The 14,833-nt window shown below is 35.2% G+C and carries 17 protein-coding genes and 2 pseudogenes; 12 read left to right on the forward strand and 7 right to left on the reverse strand.

Annotated features, from left to right (window positions below):
* Positions 1 to 18 precede the first annotated feature (18 nt).
* Entirely contained in the window at positions 19 to 582 is a 564-nt protein-coding gene (locus tag BM012_RS07335; protein WP_061805917.1) for a PadR family transcriptional regulator, read from the reverse strand.
* 160 nt (positions 583 to 742) lie between these two features.
* Complete coding sequence (locus tag BM012_RS07340) at positions 743 to 1,975, reverse strand: cytochrome P450 (RefSeq protein WP_061805918.1); 1,233 nt, start codon at positions 1,973 to 1,975, stop codon at positions 743 to 745.
* 330 nt (positions 1,976 to 2,305) lie between these two features.
* Between BM012_RS07340 and BM012_RS07345 the strand changes: the two genes are divergently transcribed.
* A complete protein-coding gene (locus tag BM012_RS07345; RefSeq protein WP_061805919.1) occupies positions 2,306 to 2,818 on the forward strand; it encodes a DUF3231 family protein in 513 nt (170 codons plus the stop codon).
* Positions 2,819 to 3,026: 208 nt separating this feature from the next.
* Positions 3,027 to 3,224, forward strand: coding sequence for a hypothetical protein (locus BM012_RS07350; RefSeq protein WP_061805920.1), 198 nt, complete (start codon positions 3,027 to 3,029; stop codon positions 3,222 to 3,224).
* 64 nt (positions 3,225 to 3,288) lie between these two features.
* Here the strand turns inward: BM012_RS07350 and BM012_RS07355 are convergent, their stop codons facing one another.
* Positions 3,289 to 3,837, reverse strand: coding sequence for a helix-turn-helix domain-containing protein (locus BM012_RS07355; protein WP_061805921.1), 549 nt, complete (start codon positions 3,835 to 3,837; stop codon positions 3,289 to 3,291).
* Between the two features lie 96 nt (positions 3,838 to 3,933).
* Here BM012_RS07355 and BM012_RS07360 point away from each other — a divergent pair, with 96 nt between their 5' ends.
* The 9 genes and pseudogenes from BM012_RS07360 to murI all read left to right on the forward strand — a co-directional run bounded on the left by BM012_RS07360 (position 3,934) and on the right by murI (position 10,866).
* Positions 3,934 to 4,659 carry an AzlC family ABC transporter permease gene (locus BM012_RS07360; RefSeq protein ID WP_061805922.1) on the forward strand — a complete coding sequence of 242 codons (726 nt, stop codon included), beginning with the start codon at positions 3,934 to 3,936 and terminating at the stop codon, positions 4,657 to 4,659.
* Positions 4,656 to 4,982: an AzlD domain-containing protein gene (locus BM012_RS07365; protein WP_061805923.1), complete on the forward strand. Its 327-nt coding sequence runs from the start codon at positions 4,656 to 4,658 to the stop codon at positions 4,980 to 4,982. Before BM012_RS07360 ends, BM012_RS07365 begins: the two co-directional genes overlap by 4 nt.
* 230 nt (positions 4,983 to 5,212) lie before the next feature.
* Positions 5,213 to 5,413 (forward strand): hypothetical protein, encoded by a 201-nt coding sequence (locus tag BM012_RS07370; RefSeq protein WP_061805924.1) that lies wholly within the window; start codon positions 5,213 to 5,215, stop codon positions 5,411 to 5,413.
* Between the two features lie 143 nt (positions 5,414 to 5,556).
* Complete coding sequence (locus BM012_RS07375; RefSeq protein ID WP_061805925.1) at positions 5,557 to 6,219, forward strand: CAP domain-containing protein; 663 nt, start codon at positions 5,557 to 5,559, stop codon at positions 6,217 to 6,219.
* Positions 6,220 to 6,771: 552 nt separating this feature from the next.
* Positions 6,772 to 7,383, forward strand: a complete 612-nt coding sequence (locus tag BM012_RS07380; protein WP_061805945.1) for a chromate transporter — start codon at positions 6,772 to 6,774, stop codon at positions 7,381 to 7,383.
* A gap of 22 nt (positions 7,384 to 7,405) precedes the next feature.
* Positions 7,406 to 7,948: a chromate transporter gene (locus BM012_RS07385; RefSeq protein WP_040057838.1), complete on the forward strand. Its 543-nt coding sequence runs from the start codon at positions 7,406 to 7,408 to the stop codon at positions 7,946 to 7,948.
* Between the two features lie 92 nt (positions 7,949 to 8,040).
* Positions 8,041 to 8,750: pseudogene (locus BM012_RS07390) on the forward strand (ABC transporter ATP-binding protein).
* Complete coding sequence (locus BM012_RS07395; protein WP_061805926.1) at positions 8,747 to 9,928, forward strand: ABC transporter permease; 1,182 nt, start codon at positions 8,747 to 8,749, stop codon at positions 9,926 to 9,928. The pseudogene BM012_RS07390 and the gene BM012_RS07395 overlap by 4 nt, the downstream one beginning before the upstream one ends.
* 134 nt (positions 9,929 to 10,062) lie before the next feature.
* Positions 10,063 to 10,866 (forward strand): glutamate racemase, encoded by an 804-nt coding sequence (murI, locus tag BM012_RS07400; protein ID WP_061805927.1) that lies wholly within the window; start codon positions 10,063 to 10,065, stop codon positions 10,864 to 10,866.
* A 22-nt stretch (positions 10,867 to 10,888) separates the two neighbouring features.
* On the opposite strand, the gene BM012_RS07405 is transcribed toward murI, so the two are convergent.
* Positions 10,889 to 11,308, reverse strand: a complete 420-nt coding sequence (locus BM012_RS07405; protein WP_061805928.1) for a VOC family protein — start codon at positions 11,306 to 11,308, stop codon at positions 10,889 to 10,891.
* 187 nt (positions 11,309 to 11,495) lie between these two features.
* Between BM012_RS07405 and BM012_RS07410 the strand changes: the two are divergent.
* Positions 11,496 to 11,945, forward strand: a pseudogene (locus BM012_RS07410) (DUF1648 domain-containing protein).
* A 69-nt stretch (positions 11,946 to 12,014) separates the two neighbouring features.
* Here BM012_RS07410 and BM012_RS26680 read toward each other — a convergent pair.
* From BM012_RS26680 to BM012_RS07425, 3 genes are all read right to left on the reverse strand, one after another.
* Entirely contained in the window at positions 12,015 to 12,314 is a 300-nt protein-coding gene (locus BM012_RS26680; protein WP_201030252.1) for a hypothetical protein, read from the reverse strand.
* 123 nt (positions 12,315 to 12,437) lie between these two features.
* Complete coding sequence (locus tag BM012_RS07420; protein ID WP_061805930.1) at positions 12,438 to 13,700, reverse strand: glycoside hydrolase family 18 protein; 1,263 nt, start codon at positions 13,698 to 13,700, stop codon at positions 12,438 to 12,440.
* A gap of 208 nt (positions 13,701 to 13,908) precedes the next feature.
* On the reverse strand, positions 13,909 to 14,607 hold the full coding sequence (locus BM012_RS07425; RefSeq protein WP_061805931.1) for an endonuclease V: 699 nt from the start codon (positions 14,605 to 14,607) through the stop codon (positions 13,909 to 13,911).
* Between the last annotated feature and the right edge of the window lie 226 nt (positions 14,608 to 14,833).

Raw genomic sequence — 14,833 nt, forward strand, 5'->3', positions numbered from 1 at the left:
ATATTGTTGAGCCGTTTTTTATTGTTTTTGTTTCAGAAACGCGAGAAATTTTTCAAGGCCTGCTAAGTTGAAATCTATTGCTTCGTTAAAATGATTTTTAACAAAATGATAATCTTCTTTTTTGCCATAGTCTATTTCCGTTTCCCTACTTTCCCACCATTCTGCAGCACTTTCATTTATTAACTGTTCCCTTTGTTTCTTTACTTTTTCAATTGCTTCTTGAACAAGGAACATAACAATTTGAAGATCTACATGTTTTAAAAAAAGGATGGATGAATACACTGTTTTGATATTTGAAAAGTTTTTAAAGCTTTTATAAATATCTTCTTTTAATACTTCTCGTCCTTTATCTGTAATAGCGTACATTGTTTTATCAGGACGATTTGCTTCACGAACAACTTCTACTTTTTGAATAAGTTCTTTTTTTAATAACGTATCAAATCGATAATACAATGTACCGTCTTTTATTTTAAGGTTTTCCTCATCGCTTAAATTTTTCAAGATCGTTTTCTTGATTTCATACGGATGACTGTGACCTTCACTTAGGATACCAAGTATAAAAATCTCCAGTGACAGTGACATAAAATTGCCCCACTTTCTAACAGTTTCAACAAATAATTTTTATTAATATTATTTCCATCTCAGTGTACCTTAAATTTCTTAGCGTTTCTATCATGTCAATAAACATTAGTATAGCTCAAAAAAGAGCAGCCCAAAAGAGCTGCTCCTTTTTTGTTCGTATTTACTTATATATTTTAAGGGGAAGGTGTGTTAAAGATTGACCTGTTGCTGAATCTGTTAAATTTTCTTCTAGTTCGAATCCTTCTACAGGCTCAATTTTAGAAAATCTTTGGACAAATTCTTCGAGTGCAATTTTCCCTTCTAATCTGGCAAGCGGTGCACCAAGACAAAAATGCGATCCACTTCCAAATGTTAAGTGCTTTTTATTATTGGAACGATGAATATCAAGCGAAAATGGATTTTCAAATACTTCTTCATCAACGTTTGCAGCACTCATCCATGCAATCACGACATCTCCTTTTTTCAGAGGAACACCAAGCAAATCATTATCTTGTTTTACAGTACGATCTCTTCGTGACATATGAAAGCGATAACGAAGCATTTCTTCTACCGTATTCGGCACTAACTCTATATTAGCGCGCAATTCTTTGTATATGGACTGATCATCATATAAAAGCGCATAAAATGTATTAGCTAACATATGGCTTGTTGTTTCAATGCCCGCTCCTAAAATCATCATTGTTATGCGTACAATTTCATCATCTGTAAACTTCTCGCCGTCTACTTCAGCTCGAATTAAATCCGAAATAATATCATCTGAAAGATTGAAGCGTCGTTCCGCTACGTATGGATAAAGGTACTCGTAATATTCTTTCGCAGCCTTTTGTTTTTGTGCTTCAATATCTGCTTGGTTGTTTTTATCAAACGGTTGGAAGAGAATATCAACCCATTTTTTAAATAACATTTGATCAGTGCCTGAAAGACCAAACAAATCAGCCATAACTACAGCTGGTAGAGGCCCTGTCAACACTTGCACAATGTCATTTTCACTGTTTTCCTCTATATTATCCAAAAGATTTCTAACAACTTGGCGAATACGCGGCTCCCACTCTTTCAAACTTCGCGGTGTAAAAGCTGCAGATAGCAATGAGCGACCTTTACGATGTGCTGGAGGATCTACACTTGTGAGCTGTACTTTATCAGGAGTTTGTCCTTCTTTACTTTTAGCACCTACAGAAATTGTTGTTCGTTCTCCTTCACTTGAGAAAAATTTATAGTTGCTCAGCACTTCTTTTACATGTTTATATTTAAAAACGTTCCATGTGTTGGTTTCTTCGTGAAAATAGACAGGATCTTTTTCAAGCTTTTCCTTATACCAATTAATTGGAAAAAATTCATCTGATCGTTTCTTAGCCTTCATAACCTCTTTAAGTGCAATAACTTCTTTTTCCATAAAAATCTCCCTTCACATTTTAATAGTAAGATTTTTTTCATCTAAAGACTCTTCACGTTTGCTAATAAGACAAGGTTAATAGTTTATTTATTATAAAGTACTCTAATTAGAGTACTTTACTAAGATAATGATACTTGAATTATTTGATTCTTGTCAAATAACTGCTTGTTTTTTTAATCCGCTTTACACAGAAGGAGTGGAATAGAAAACATTAAAATAAAGAATAGTAACAAAGCTTTTGGATAAGCTAAATATGTCCATTGTTAAATTGTTAAATCGTTAAATTGTTAAAGGTGGAACAAATTCATGAACCTAATAAGGAGGATTAAAATGGGTATTTTAAGTGGAAATCCAAAAGAGGAACCCATGCATTATGGAGAAGTATTTGGATTATGGTCGTTCGTTAGTGTCACAAAAGGATGTTTAGCAGCTTATCAAACTTATTTAAACCATATTGGGGATAAAGATTTACATAAGCTCATTTTAGAAGTGATTGATCAATGTAAACAAGAAATTAAAGAAGGTGAAGCACTTTTGAAAGAAAACGGAGTTGGTCTTCCCCCTTCTCCACCAGAACGTCCTGAAGCATGCTTAGAAGATATCCCAGTCGGAGCAAGATTTCAAGACATGGAGATTTCCGCTGCTGTCGCAATGGAAATCGCAGCAGGATTAGTAACTTGTAGCAAACTTATTAGTCAATCAATTCGAGAAGATTTAGCGACGATGTTTGCTCAAATTCATATGCAAAAAGCTACAATTGGAGCAAAATTTTTACGCCTTAATAAAGAAAAAGGTTGGTTAGTTCCTCCCCCTCTTCATACATTCAAGCAAAAAGATTGCTAATAAAAGTCACTCTTCTAATTCTCTAGTAGAAGAGTGACTTTTTATTTTTCTGTTCTTTAGAGAAAGAACGAATCTTTAAAAGAGATACAAACACTTTCGCAATTAGAAATATATGTTAAAATGTAATTATATTGAAGCTCATTCATTTTACTGTCTTTATCATTTAACTTCCCTGAACTTTATACTCTAATAAGTAAGGAGGAATAGAATGAAAAAGAATCTAACTTTTGCTTGGATTGCTTCCCTATCTGCTCTCTTTGGGCAATTACTCTATTTCATAGGAGTCTCAGCATTTACAGGAGAATGGGGTTATGCGATGTGGAGCGCTATGGTTAGTATGGTGATCGGAGTACCAAGTATGCTAAGAACGTGGAAGCAGCACAAAATGCAACATCTAAAAGAATAAACAAACAAGCGGTCTGCTCGTAAGACCGCTTGTTTGTTTTATGTAAAACGGGTTAAAAGGATTGTTATTCAGAATAATACATCAGTAAGAAAAAGCTTGCAGGTTGTGCTGATGCATTCATATAACTATGAGAAAGATTCCCCATAAAGTTAAGCGCATCCCCTGATGAAAGCAAATGCTCTTCATCTTGGAACTTTACCGTAAGCTCTCCTTCTTTCATTAATAAGTACTCTTCTCCTAAGTGTGTTTTTGCTTCATGAACACAGCCAGACTCAAGGGTTACAATATAAATTTCAAATTTTTTCTCAGGATGATAAGGAAAAAACGGATATACAAGGTATTTTTCTTCGTCATCTGTGATCACATTTAAATCTTCTATATGCACTTTTTGAACATCTGGCTTGTCCTCTTTAATAAATTCTGAAAACGAAATATTAAGACCGTTCGCAATCTTCCACAGCGTTGTAACGGTCGGACTTGATTTCCCTTTCTCAATTTGAGCAAGCATTGCTTTGCTGACACCTGTTAATTCTGAAACATGGTCAAGTGACAAACCGCGCTGCTTTCTAAATTTCATAAGGTTGTTTCCGATAATATGCTGAATTTCTTCCATTAGAAATCTCCTTTACGGTGATTTTAATTTATTATAACATAGCATTGTTCGGTATGATGAATATATGTATAATATAATATACAAGGAGGCGATAATTTGATTGCTGAAAAAGCTGCAAGTCATAAAGAGAGTCATGCTCTCACCTTTTCGCAAGGCGTGAAAGATTGTATTCCAACTCTCTTAGGCTACATAAGTATTGGATTAGCTGCAGGTGTTGTTGGTGTTGCATCGCATTTGAGCGTTATGGAAGTTGCACTTTTGTCTATACTCGTTTATGCAGGAGCTGCCCAATTTGTTATTTGCGCTTTACTTGCTTCACATAGTTCTATCTCTGCTATTATTTTAACAACTTTTATTATCAATTTACGACATCTTCTTTTAAGTGCGACGCTTGCTCCACACTTCTCTCAACATTCTTTATTAAAAAACATAGGAATTGGAATGCTTGTAACAGATGAGTCATTTGGCGTTGCTTCAAGCAAGATCGCAAAAAATGAAAAGCTAACAGATCGTTGGGTGAATGGACTAAATATAACAGCTTATATCTTTTGGATTTTATCATGCACTGTTGGAGCTCTATTTGGCAACTTAATTTCAAATCCTGAAAAGTTTGGACTTGATTTTGCCTTAACAGCGATGTTCATCGCGCTGCTTATCTTGCAGCTTGAAAGTATTATCCCTGAAAAAGTAAAACATTATTTACGATTGATGATTTACATGGTTATTGCGATGATTGTTCTTTCCTTTTTTGTTCCTTCACATGTAGCCGTTATTCTTTCTACGGTTATTGTAGCAACAATCGGGGTGGTGAGTGATAAATGAATGTAAACAGCACAACACTTCTTATTATTTTAGGATGTGCCATTGTTACCGTTATTCCCCGCGTTCTTCCGTTTATTATAGTGCGGAACGTTGCGCTGCCACAACCCGTATTAAAATGGCTCTCCTACGTCCCAATTTGTATTCTAACAGCGCTTGTTGTTGAAAATTTTATTATTCACACAGAACAAGGTTTAAAAATAGACTGGACCGTGATTTCCGTTATTGTGCCAACCGCTCTTATTGCGATTTGGACAAAAAGCTTATCACTGACTGTTATCGTTGGTGTTTTGCTTATGGCCGTGATCCGCTACTTTATATTTTAATATACACCATAAAAAGTCTACAAAGATAAGAAGTTTTGTAGACTTTTTATCTTTGTAAAACTTAGAAATCATCCTTGCCCCTTTTTCTCCATTTCTTCTCCCTATTTCCACTTTTTTAAATGAAAACACAATAATTCCCAACACCTCTTTTTTCACAGTTACAAAGTTATATAAAATGGTATAATATCTCTTATCTCATCTCACTATTTCACATAGGAGGAACAGGATAAATGAAGAAAAAACAACTCTATTTTTCTATTAGCAGTTCTCTTTTAATCTTAGCAACGGGGATCTTCTTATTCTTACAAATGAAAGAACAGTATGAAGAGAATAAACAGATTGGAGAAGCATGTCTGAATCAAGAAGGCACCGTTATAATGGAACGAGAAGCATTCTTTCTTATGTCTAAAACGTCATGTGAGACACATTAACAAAGCAGACCTTTTAACCTATTAAAATGTACCTATTCGAATTCAAAGTACCAATCTTGGAAGGATTTACACCTAGCTTTCCCTCTTTAGCCAAGCTATTGTATTAACGAGATTACAATATACATAGCTAAGGAGAGAGCATAATGAAAAAGACAATTATTGCATCTGCTTTGGCCCTGTCTATCGCAGGCGGAGCTGCAGCAACGAGTACAAGTGCCATGACAATGTATAAGGAACCACCTTTTGAAGCATACAAAGTTGATAAAGGAGACACTTTCTACTTTATTGCGAAACGTTATGGTTTAGATTATAAAGAGTTAATGAAATTAAACCCAAATGTTGATCCATATAACATGAAAGTTGGTTCTATTCTTCGTTTAAAACCTGAAAACCAAAATACAACTACAACAACTTCTTCTCAATCAAGCGTAAGTGCCTATGAACAAGAAGTTGTAAAACTTGTAAACGCAGAACGTGCAAAAGCTGGTTTACAGCCACTTCAAGTTGATAACGAAGTTTCAAAAACAGCTCGTCTTAAATCACAAGACATGCATGACAACCACTATTTTGATCATAATTCTCCTACATATGGTTCACCATTCGATATGATGAAGCAGTTTGGAATTACATATAAAGCAGCTGGAGAAAATATTGCTCAAGGTCAGCAAACGCCTGCTGAAGTAATGAAAGCTTGGATGAATAGCCCTGGTCATAAAGCAAATATTTTAAGCAGTAAATATACTCACATTGGTGTTGGATATGTAAAAGACGGAAACTACTGGACACAGCAGTTTATCGGAAAATAATAAAGAGGCCTTCTAACGTAGAAGGCCTCTTTATTATTTTATAAACTCACTATTCAGTGAATTTGGCTATCCTTTCAAAAGAAAAATCCAAATTCATATGAAATCAAGAGAAATTTCGCGAAAAATTAAGAAAAATAGAGTATATCCCCAAAAACCCCTTCATGTTTTCGCTTTCATGGAAAATGTACCCGTTTTCACCCTCTTTGTCAAAAGCAAGGGTTATGTTCGATAATAATAAAAGATTATTTCGTAAAGGAGATCGGTATCATGAAAAAATGCATCTCACTATTTGAAATGTTAAAAATGTCTTACAAACAATCTATGACTAGCTACGGCGAAGCAATCATTAAAGTAAAAGCTAAATAAACTTCTTTGTTTATTCACTATACCCTATTTTGTTGAAAACTTAACTTCTAAATTTTAGATATCATATAGGACTCCAACTCGGATGTCCTATTTTTTATGTATATTTGTCTCTCTTATAGTGGACAGTGTTATAATAGGAAAGAAATTATGATTTACATACTCTTTGCTAGGAAAGAAGGACATTTTATGAAAGAAGAATGGAAAAAGGTTTTTCACATCTTTTGGGCATTTTTGAAAATTAGTCCTGTTACATTTGGTGGCGGATATGCAATGATTCCGCTTATCGAAAAAGAGATTGTTGAAAAGCGAAAATGGCTAAAAAAAGAAGAAGTAACAGACGTTCTTGCCCTTTCACAATCTGTGCCTGGGGCTGTTGCTGTGAATTCAGCTACTTTTATTGGGCAAAGAGTTGGCGGTGTAAAAGGGCTAATTGCTGCTGCTCTTGGCGTTTCCTTACCAACGTTCGGAATTATTCTTGCACTTGGAATTTTATATATTTTCATTCAAGACAATCCAAAAGTAGAAGCTGCTTTTATGGCTATTCGCGCTTCCGTTGTAGCACTTATCTTATACGCGGCTATAAAAGTGAGCAGAACAGCTCTTTTAGACAAAACAACCATCGCCATTTTTATCGTAGGGATTCCCCTTTTATTTCTGTTTCATCCTATCTTAATTATTCTTTTAGGCGGCATTATAGGCATTGCTGTTGTTTCTATTAAAAAACGTCTTGGTTATACTGTCACGTTCGAAAAAGAAGAAGAGGATGAAGAAGATAAATACTGGCACTATATGATTTAACTTGCAGGAAGGGGAAAGATTTGTGCTGTTATGGCAGCTTTTTAAAACATTTTTTATTATTGGTTTAGTTTCTTTTGGAGGTGGATATGCCATTATTCCCGTTATTCAAACCGAAGTATTGAGACACGAATGGATGACGCCTCAACAATTTACAGACATGATTGCAATTGCCGGTATGTCTCCTGGTCCGATTGCCACAAATAGCGCTGTTCTTGTAGGATACTCGATGGCAAATTTACAAGGAGCGGTAGTTTCTGCGCTTGGAATTCTTCTTCCTTCCGTCATTCTGGTTCTTATTATCGCTTTAGCGTTTCAAAAACTCCATCATCATCCCATCGTAAAATCAGTATTCTATGGCCTTCGCCCTATTGTGGTTAGCTTAATTATTTATTCAGCAATCAAATTCGCTGTTTCAAACGGCCTCGTTAGTCTAGATGCTTCCTTTCATACGATAAGCTTAATCGTGATTTGTGGGTTATCTCTATTTGCGCTTTTAAAGCTGCGCTGGAATCCGGTTTACGTAATTATTTTATCGGGGCTTGTAGGTATTGCTCTTTACTCATAAAAAAAGAGACTTCATGATGAAGTCTCTTTTTTATAACCTTATGAAGTATTTTTGTTATAATAATGTTAAAAAGGAAATGAAAGGATTTTTTTATGATTTCTGTAAATATTGAAAAAGCGGGTTATGTACAAAATCAAGAAATTATTTTGAATGTCCATTTCACGATTGAAAAAGGACAACTTATAGGACTTATTGGATCAAATGGAGCGGGAAAAGTACAACAATTAAATCTATCATTGGTACACTTCCTTTCTTAAAAGGGAAGATTACTAAAACAGAAAATGAAATTCAAACATATGTACCTGAACACCCTTCTTTTTACCACTATTTAACATTAAGGGAACATATTCGCTTAACAGCCTCCCTCCACCACATTCCTAAGGAAGTTTATGAAAAAAGAGCACAAGATCTTCTTTCCCTTTTCAATTTAGAAACAAAGCTTGATCATTTTCCAATCCACTTTTCAAAAGGAATGAAACAAAAAGCAATGCTGCTTTTCTCCTTTATAACAGAAGCTGACTTCTTTATCATTGATGAACCTTTTATCGGACTTGATCCAAAAGCAACAAAAGATTTACTTCATCTCATTGAAAAAGAACGAAAAAGAGGAGCCTGTATTTTAATGTGTACTCATGTGTTGGATACAGCTGAACGCTACTGTGACTCTTTTGTACTTCTCCATGAGGGAAAAATACTTTCACAAGGGAATCTTGAAGAGATTAGACAAAAAGCGGGTTTACCTTCCAAACCCCTTCTTGAATGCTTTTACAAACTCCAAGAAAGCGAGGGAGCCCTAAATTGAATGCTTTGGCTCTCTTTAGACGAAAACTACGTGAAACGATACGCTATTATAGGTCTATTATAAAAACGATTGCTGATTGGACTGTTTGGTTATACATCTTCATTCCTGGAATGTTATTTCTCATCGTTTTCTATCTGTATTACTTAGGAAATACGTCTCCTTACTTTATTCACTTTATGGATAAGTATCTGTTTTTTGTTTTCTTTTTCTATCTTTTATGGGGGAGAATACGCACTTTCCTAGAGAAACCAGATGAAGTATTTTTAACTCTCAACAAACCATTTATAAGAAAGATTGTTAGTTTTGGAGTCTTATATTCAAATGGAAAGATTATCTTCACTAACTTTCTTCTTTTTTTGCTTCTCTATCCCTTTGTACGTGATCTTTCCTATTCGCTTTCTCTCTCTGCTTATATTATGACAGGTGCGATTTTACAACTTTTCCGTTCGCTTTGTTTTTACATGATTGAAACGAGAAGATGGCGATATACTGTGCAATGTTTAGTAAAACTCTCCACAGTGTTTGTGGTTGCATTAGCTCTGTACATCATTCTTTACATACATAGCCTCTCTCCTTTTATTTGGGGCTTTGGCAGTTTACTTGTTATATTGCTTATTATTGTAAAAGTGAATGAACCCCTTTTCATTGACAAAGAGATTGAAAGAGAATTGTCAAACAGCAATCGCCTTCGGGAAATCATTCTTCAGCAGGCAGATGCGCTTGATTATAAATCAAAGCCAAACCGTTTATTTAAAGAAACGTATTTATTTAGAAATGAAACAATAGAAAATACAATTGTTGATTCTTTTATTAAAACAACGGTTCGAAATTCCAAAACGTTGCGAATGATTGCACAGATTGCGTTGTATTCACTTATCGCCATTGCCGTTATTTCAAATACGTTGATGAAAGAAATTTCCTTGCTGTTTGTCTTGTTTCTTTTCAAACAGGTTATAAATAACGAATGGCGTTTATTTATTCAATCTTTAAAAGATCAACCGCTACTCAATATACAAAAAGTCCATAAACTAGCCCTAAAAGTTACCGTAACCCCCTATTTCTTTGGGCTTGTTGCTTTTGAAACAGCAACCGTTCTTTTTTATTCTTTCAAAGAAGCCATTATGTTCCTCATTGGAAACGGCATTTTATTTTTTCTTGCTAAAAGAAAAGATTTCTAAGAAAAAACGCTTATTCTTTTTAGTTCATTTGCCCCGTTTATGCAAGTCCGACTGTTCAACATGGCTATGTTTCGGTATAATAGTTATGGAAATTTTAGTTATACATCATATTATAAAAATATCAGGTGAACAAAATGAAAATTGGTTTCTTTGACTCAGGACTTGGTGGGATTTCTGTTTTGCATGAAGCTGTAAAACATTTTCCTAACGAAAGTTTTTTATACTATGCAGATACACTGCACGTTCCTTATGGAAGCAAAACAAAAGAAGAAGTAAAGTCTTACGTTTTGCAAGCAGCAGAGGAAATTATAAAACAAGATGTAAAAGCGCTCGTTGTAGCATGTAATACAGCAACAAGTATTGCAATTGAAACATTAAGAGCTACGTATAACATCCCTATTATTGGAATGGAGCCTGCTGCAAAGCCAGCGCTTGAAATTAGTCGTTCCTTAAATAAACGAGTCCTTGTTTTTGCTACTTCGCTAACGCTCAAACAAGCTAAATATAAGCATTTACTCGAGACAATTGACAATCAATCTTTAATTGATTCCATTCCTCTTCAAGAACTTGTTCAATATTGTGAACATCTGAACTTTGATCAGGACACATTAAAAGCCTATTTTCAGTCGAAAGTACAAGGGCTAGATCTTCATCAATATGGTACTGTTGTGCTTGGATGCACTCATTTTCCTTTTTATAAAGGACTTCTTCGTGATATGTTTCCACCATCTGTTCAATTTATTGATGGCAGTATCGGAACTGTTAAAAGGTTAGAATACGTATTGAAGGAGCGCAATATGCTGAACACTGCTGGTGAGCAAAGTGTAACATTTACATCTTCAAGCGGCGCAAAAGAATACGAACAAAAGATGAAAAAAGCTTTTCACTTTCTTGAAGAAGGAAAACATGAAAAAGTTCAAAAAACCGACCTTGTATAAACAAGGTTGGTTTTTTAGTTCCTTATCCTATCACGTCTTTAACCATTTCCTCAAACCCTTTCTCTTGATCTAGTCTCATAGAAAGGGTAATAAGGTAACCATCATAATCTGCTAGCAAAAGTTCATAAGCATTCCATGATCTTTTAATTGGTTTTTCTACAATAACCGCTCGTTCACTTAGAGCTCGTTCATAATACTCTTCAATTTGTTCTACAGTAAGGTTTAATACAACTCCTTTTCCCTTTGGCTCTTTATTCCTTTCTTGTACTAACATAATATCTTGATATTTCTCACCTCGTAAATGAGCCATCATAATTTCTCCCTCTTCGTTTGGGAGCTCGAATACAGACTTAAACTGAAGAATATTTTCGTACCAGAGAATCGCCGTTCTTATATCCTGAACAGCAAGCTTTACAAACAATGGCATAGGGTATGCTTTCACTACAATCACTCCTTTAGTTAAAATATTTCTACTATAAAGGGTAACGTAGTGGAAAGCTCAAGTACTCTTTTGGATAAAAATCTGAAAACATTCCGCTTCTTTGTTCGTATAGTAAAACAAGGAGGTGAAAAATATACACTCATCAAATCGACCGCTTTTACACATTCCTCGTACAAAGAGGGAGAAAATCTGGAATGCTGTTGGAACCCTGTTTTACGTTGGTTCTATTTTGTTCTTACTTTTTTCCTGGTATGATATCCCCACTAAAGTTCCTGCTCACTACAATATAGCAGGAGAAGTGAACAGATGAGGATCAAAGTGGGAGCTACTTTTACTTCCAGGCATAAGCACTTTTCTTCTTATCTTGATGACATTGCTTGAAAAATTCCCAAACGTTCATAACTATCCAGCACGTTTTAACGAAAACAATGCCGCTCAATTCTATTTAAACAGTCGCAAGCTTGTAAATATGCTTAAAAATATATGTTTGATTTTATTTTCTCTTATTGTATTTGAATCCGTCTCTATTTCGCTAGGTTGGGAATTCCACATTGGGATATGGTTCCTACCATTTATGCTTATAAGCACTCTTCTTCCAATCGTTATAAGCCTTTTAGAGCGCAGACATATTAAATGAAGAAAAGCCATTGAATAAACAGTTTCAATGGCTTTTCTTCTTTCAAACATCTTCAATAGTAGTCTTTACTTACAAATCTTCATCAAACTGTTCGTCAAACTGTTGGTCAAACTGTTGGTGTTGGTCAAACTGTTGGCCAAACTGTTCGTCTTCAAGGCGATACGGATACGGTCTCGGATAATATGGATATGGTCTTGGATAATACGGATATACGGGATACGATGGATATACGGGATAGTATGGATATGGTGGATATACAGGGTATGTATGATACCCTGGGTAATATCCCGGATAAGATGGATAATACGGCGGACGCGGTCTTGGTCTTGGAGAACCTTGATAATCACCTGATGAATAAGATGGTTGCATTTCTTCTCCTCCATTTCTTCAGTAAATTCTTAATACATATATGACCCTATATCCATATTATGTCTGTCTTAAATAAGGTTGTTGAATCTTTTATAAAAGAAGATGATAAAGATGTAACATGCTTCATAATTTTCTAATCGTAAAGAATTTTCGTAAAAGCCATGGTCCTGGCGTAAAACCAAGCGTAAGTTGCCAAGCTCCTATTGCTTGAAGTCCATATCTCTTTACTAACATCATCTTTTCACTCATACTTCTTACATCTTCAAACCATATTTCATGCCCCTGCCCCTTTTCATCCTTGTAACGAAAATAAGGCGACTTATATGTTTCAGAATACTGCACAGGCGCTCCGTATTTCATTGCTGTTTCAATAGCATTTTGGTTTGAAATAGCAGAAGCGACCGTTCCTGGTGTATAAGGAATGGTCCAGTTGTATCCATATAAAGGTACCCCAATAATGAGTTTCCTCCTTGGCACTTTGTTAATAGCAAACTGGACTGTATTTTGAACTTCTGTAAGTGGTGCAACAGGACCTGGTTCACTTCCTGGGTGATGCCAATCATAAGCCATAATGAACATATAATCGACAACAGCTCCGATTCCTCCATAGTCATACCCTCTTAACCATGAAATATCTTCACTTGTTTTGGCTGGCACTGCAATAGTTAAAGCATACCCCCTTGAGTGAAGCTGATCTCCTAACTGACGCAAAAAGCCAGTAAACAAATCTCGATCTTCAAATCGGATTTGTTCAAAATCAATATTGACTCCTCCATAACCTTTTGTTGATACTAGATAAACAATATTGTTTACAAGCTTCGTTCTTGCAGCTGGATTGTTTAATACTTGACGAGCAACGCCAGTGTCAAATCCACTCGTCTTTAAATTGGTAATCGTAACAAGAGGAGTTACTCGATTTCGCCATGTTGTTTGAATGGCAACTAAGTCATCTAACTTGTTTACAATGTCTCCATTAGGTCCAAAATGATATTCGAAAATAGCGATGGAAGAAGAGTATGGTGCAAAATCATTAATTAAATCACGATCAAGCTCTGGACTACGCACACCATAGTATTGAAGCGTGCCTGCGATGTAATTTGATGTGTTTGGGATGTTCACTTTCATTCCTGGTTGTAGAGCATTAAAATTGAATGAAGGGTTTTCTCTTCTTAACTGTTCTTGAGAAACATATGACTTCTGAGCAATAGTTCGGAGTGTATCACCAGGTTGTACTGTATACACATAAAGGGGAATAAGCAAAGCCTGCCCTGGAACAATATTCTCCGTTTCTAATCCATTAACAGCGCGAAGTTGGGCGACAGGATAACGATATCTATTACTTATCGAAAATAAGCTATCACCTGTCTGCACCACATGAACAAACATGTGCGTTCCTCCCTTATTTCTTTTCTCTCTCCAACCTCTTATAAAAAGCCATCATCTTATCTATATGAAAGAAGAAGTTCCTTTATATAAAAAAGTTTGTAATTTTATTATTTTCTTAGTCTTCTATAATGAAAAGATTCACATCCCTTAATACAAAAAAAGAAGCCAAGTTTCCTTTGCCTTCTCTTTCTGCTCGTTATTCATTTGCTCACAAATTATCTTTTAACTCTTTTCGAACTTTATGTGTTTCAAGGTCTGCTAGACGAACAGGAACAGGTAAACGACTTTCCTTATTAATAAAGTTCATCACAACCTCTGTACTTGTAGCAAGATCTATTTCGTTCCCGCATGAAACAAAAATAGGCTTTACCCCTTTTGTTGTACGAAGCGCTCGTCCATATACTTCCTCATCAATCATAATATCTGTGAAAGCGCCAGCCTCCTGCTTTGGCATTGCAAAATCTTGTTCTTTTATTTTTAAGTAACTTTTAGCTACTCCGATTGTTGGCTTTTTCAAAAAAAACGAAGCATGAGTAGCAATGCCCATATGACGGTAGTGTAAATAGCCGTTTCCATCAAACATATATAAAGTTGGTGCTGTTTTCAGTTTTTTAGCGGCTTTTATAATAAGCGGAAGCTCTCGAAAAGCTAGAAAACCAGGAATATAAGGAACCATAATTTCGCCATAGCTATGTACTTTCTCAACAACTTTCATTGTATGATAGTCAACGACAACAATACAGCACGTTCCATAGTGCTTAGTATCATTCTCCCAATAAGCTAAATCAACTCCTGCAACTAAACTTATCTCCTCTTTATGAAAGTTGTTTTCTAATTTAACTTGAGGGAGCAGCTCCTCCTGAATCTTAGTAAACTGTTTTATTAACCCTTCATTTTCCTTTTTCATCTTTTTGCCCTCTCCCTTTTATTTCCTCTATGTCTTTACGTTTTAATTTTACTATTCTACACTGGATATATACAATTAGAATCCCTTTTTCAAATCACTGATATTTGAGAATTTTTCATAGAAAAAGTTCTTTGGAGAGCTAAATCCTCTTACTTCCTATTGCAAATATGTAAATAAATATTTCTTTTTCCATTACCATTACATATTTTTATCCAGTAAGAACATA

It is taken from the genome of Priestia endophytica DSM 13796 (assembly GCF_900115845.1).
Lineage (GTDB): Bacteria > Bacillota > Bacilli > Bacillales > Bacillaceae_H > Bacillus_I > Bacillus_I endophytica.

Excerpts from the sequence above, each read along its gene's own strand:
- BM012_RS07355 (WP_061805921.1), bottom strand. The coding sequence starts at position 3,837 with ATGGAAGAAATTCAGCATATTATCGGAAACAACCTTATGAAATTTAGA.
- murI (WP_061805927.1), top strand. The coding sequence starts at position 10,063 with ATGAAAATTGGTTTCTTTGACTCAGGACTTGGTGGGATTTCTGTTTTG.
- BM012_RS07380 (WP_061805945.1), top strand. The coding sequence starts at position 6,772 with ATGAAAGAAGAATGGAAAAAGGTTTTTCACATCTTTTGGGCATTTTTG.
- BM012_RS07370 (WP_061805924.1), top strand. The coding sequence starts at position 5,213 with ATGAAGAAAAAACAACTCTATTTTTCTATTAGCAGTTCTCTTTTAATC.
- BM012_RS07335 (WP_061805917.1), bottom strand. The coding sequence starts at position 582 with ATGTCACTGTCACTGGAGATTTTTATACTTGGTATCCTAAGTGAAGGT.
- BM012_RS07365 (WP_061805923.1), top strand. The coding sequence starts at position 4,656 with ATGAATGTAAACAGCACAACACTTCTTATTATTTTAGGATGTGCCATT.
- BM012_RS07340 (WP_061805918.1), bottom strand. The coding sequence starts at position 1,975 with ATGGAAAAAGAAGTTATTGCACTTAAAGAGGTTATGAAGGCTAAGAAA.
- BM012_RS07375 (WP_061805925.1), top strand. The coding sequence starts at position 5,557 with ATGAAAAAGACAATTATTGCATCTGCTTTGGCCCTGTCTATCGCAGGC.
- BM012_RS07350 (WP_061805920.1), top strand. The coding sequence starts at position 3,027 with ATGAAAAAGAATCTAACTTTTGCTTGGATTGCTTCCCTATCTGCTCTC.
- BM012_RS07420 (WP_061805930.1), bottom strand. The coding sequence starts at position 13,700 with ATGTTTGTTCATGTGGTGCAGACAGGTGATAGCTTATTTTCGATAAGT.
- BM012_RS07425 (WP_061805931.1), bottom strand. The coding sequence starts at position 14,607 with ATGAAAAAGGAAAATGAAGGGTTAATAAAACAGTTTACTAAGATTCAG.
- BM012_RS07345 (WP_061805919.1), top strand. The coding sequence starts at position 2,306 with ATGGGTATTTTAAGTGGAAATCCAAAAGAGGAACCCATGCATTATGGA.
- BM012_RS26680 (WP_201030252.1), bottom strand. The coding sequence starts at position 12,314 with ATGCAACCATCTTATTCATCAGGTGATTATCAAGGTTCTCCAAGACCA.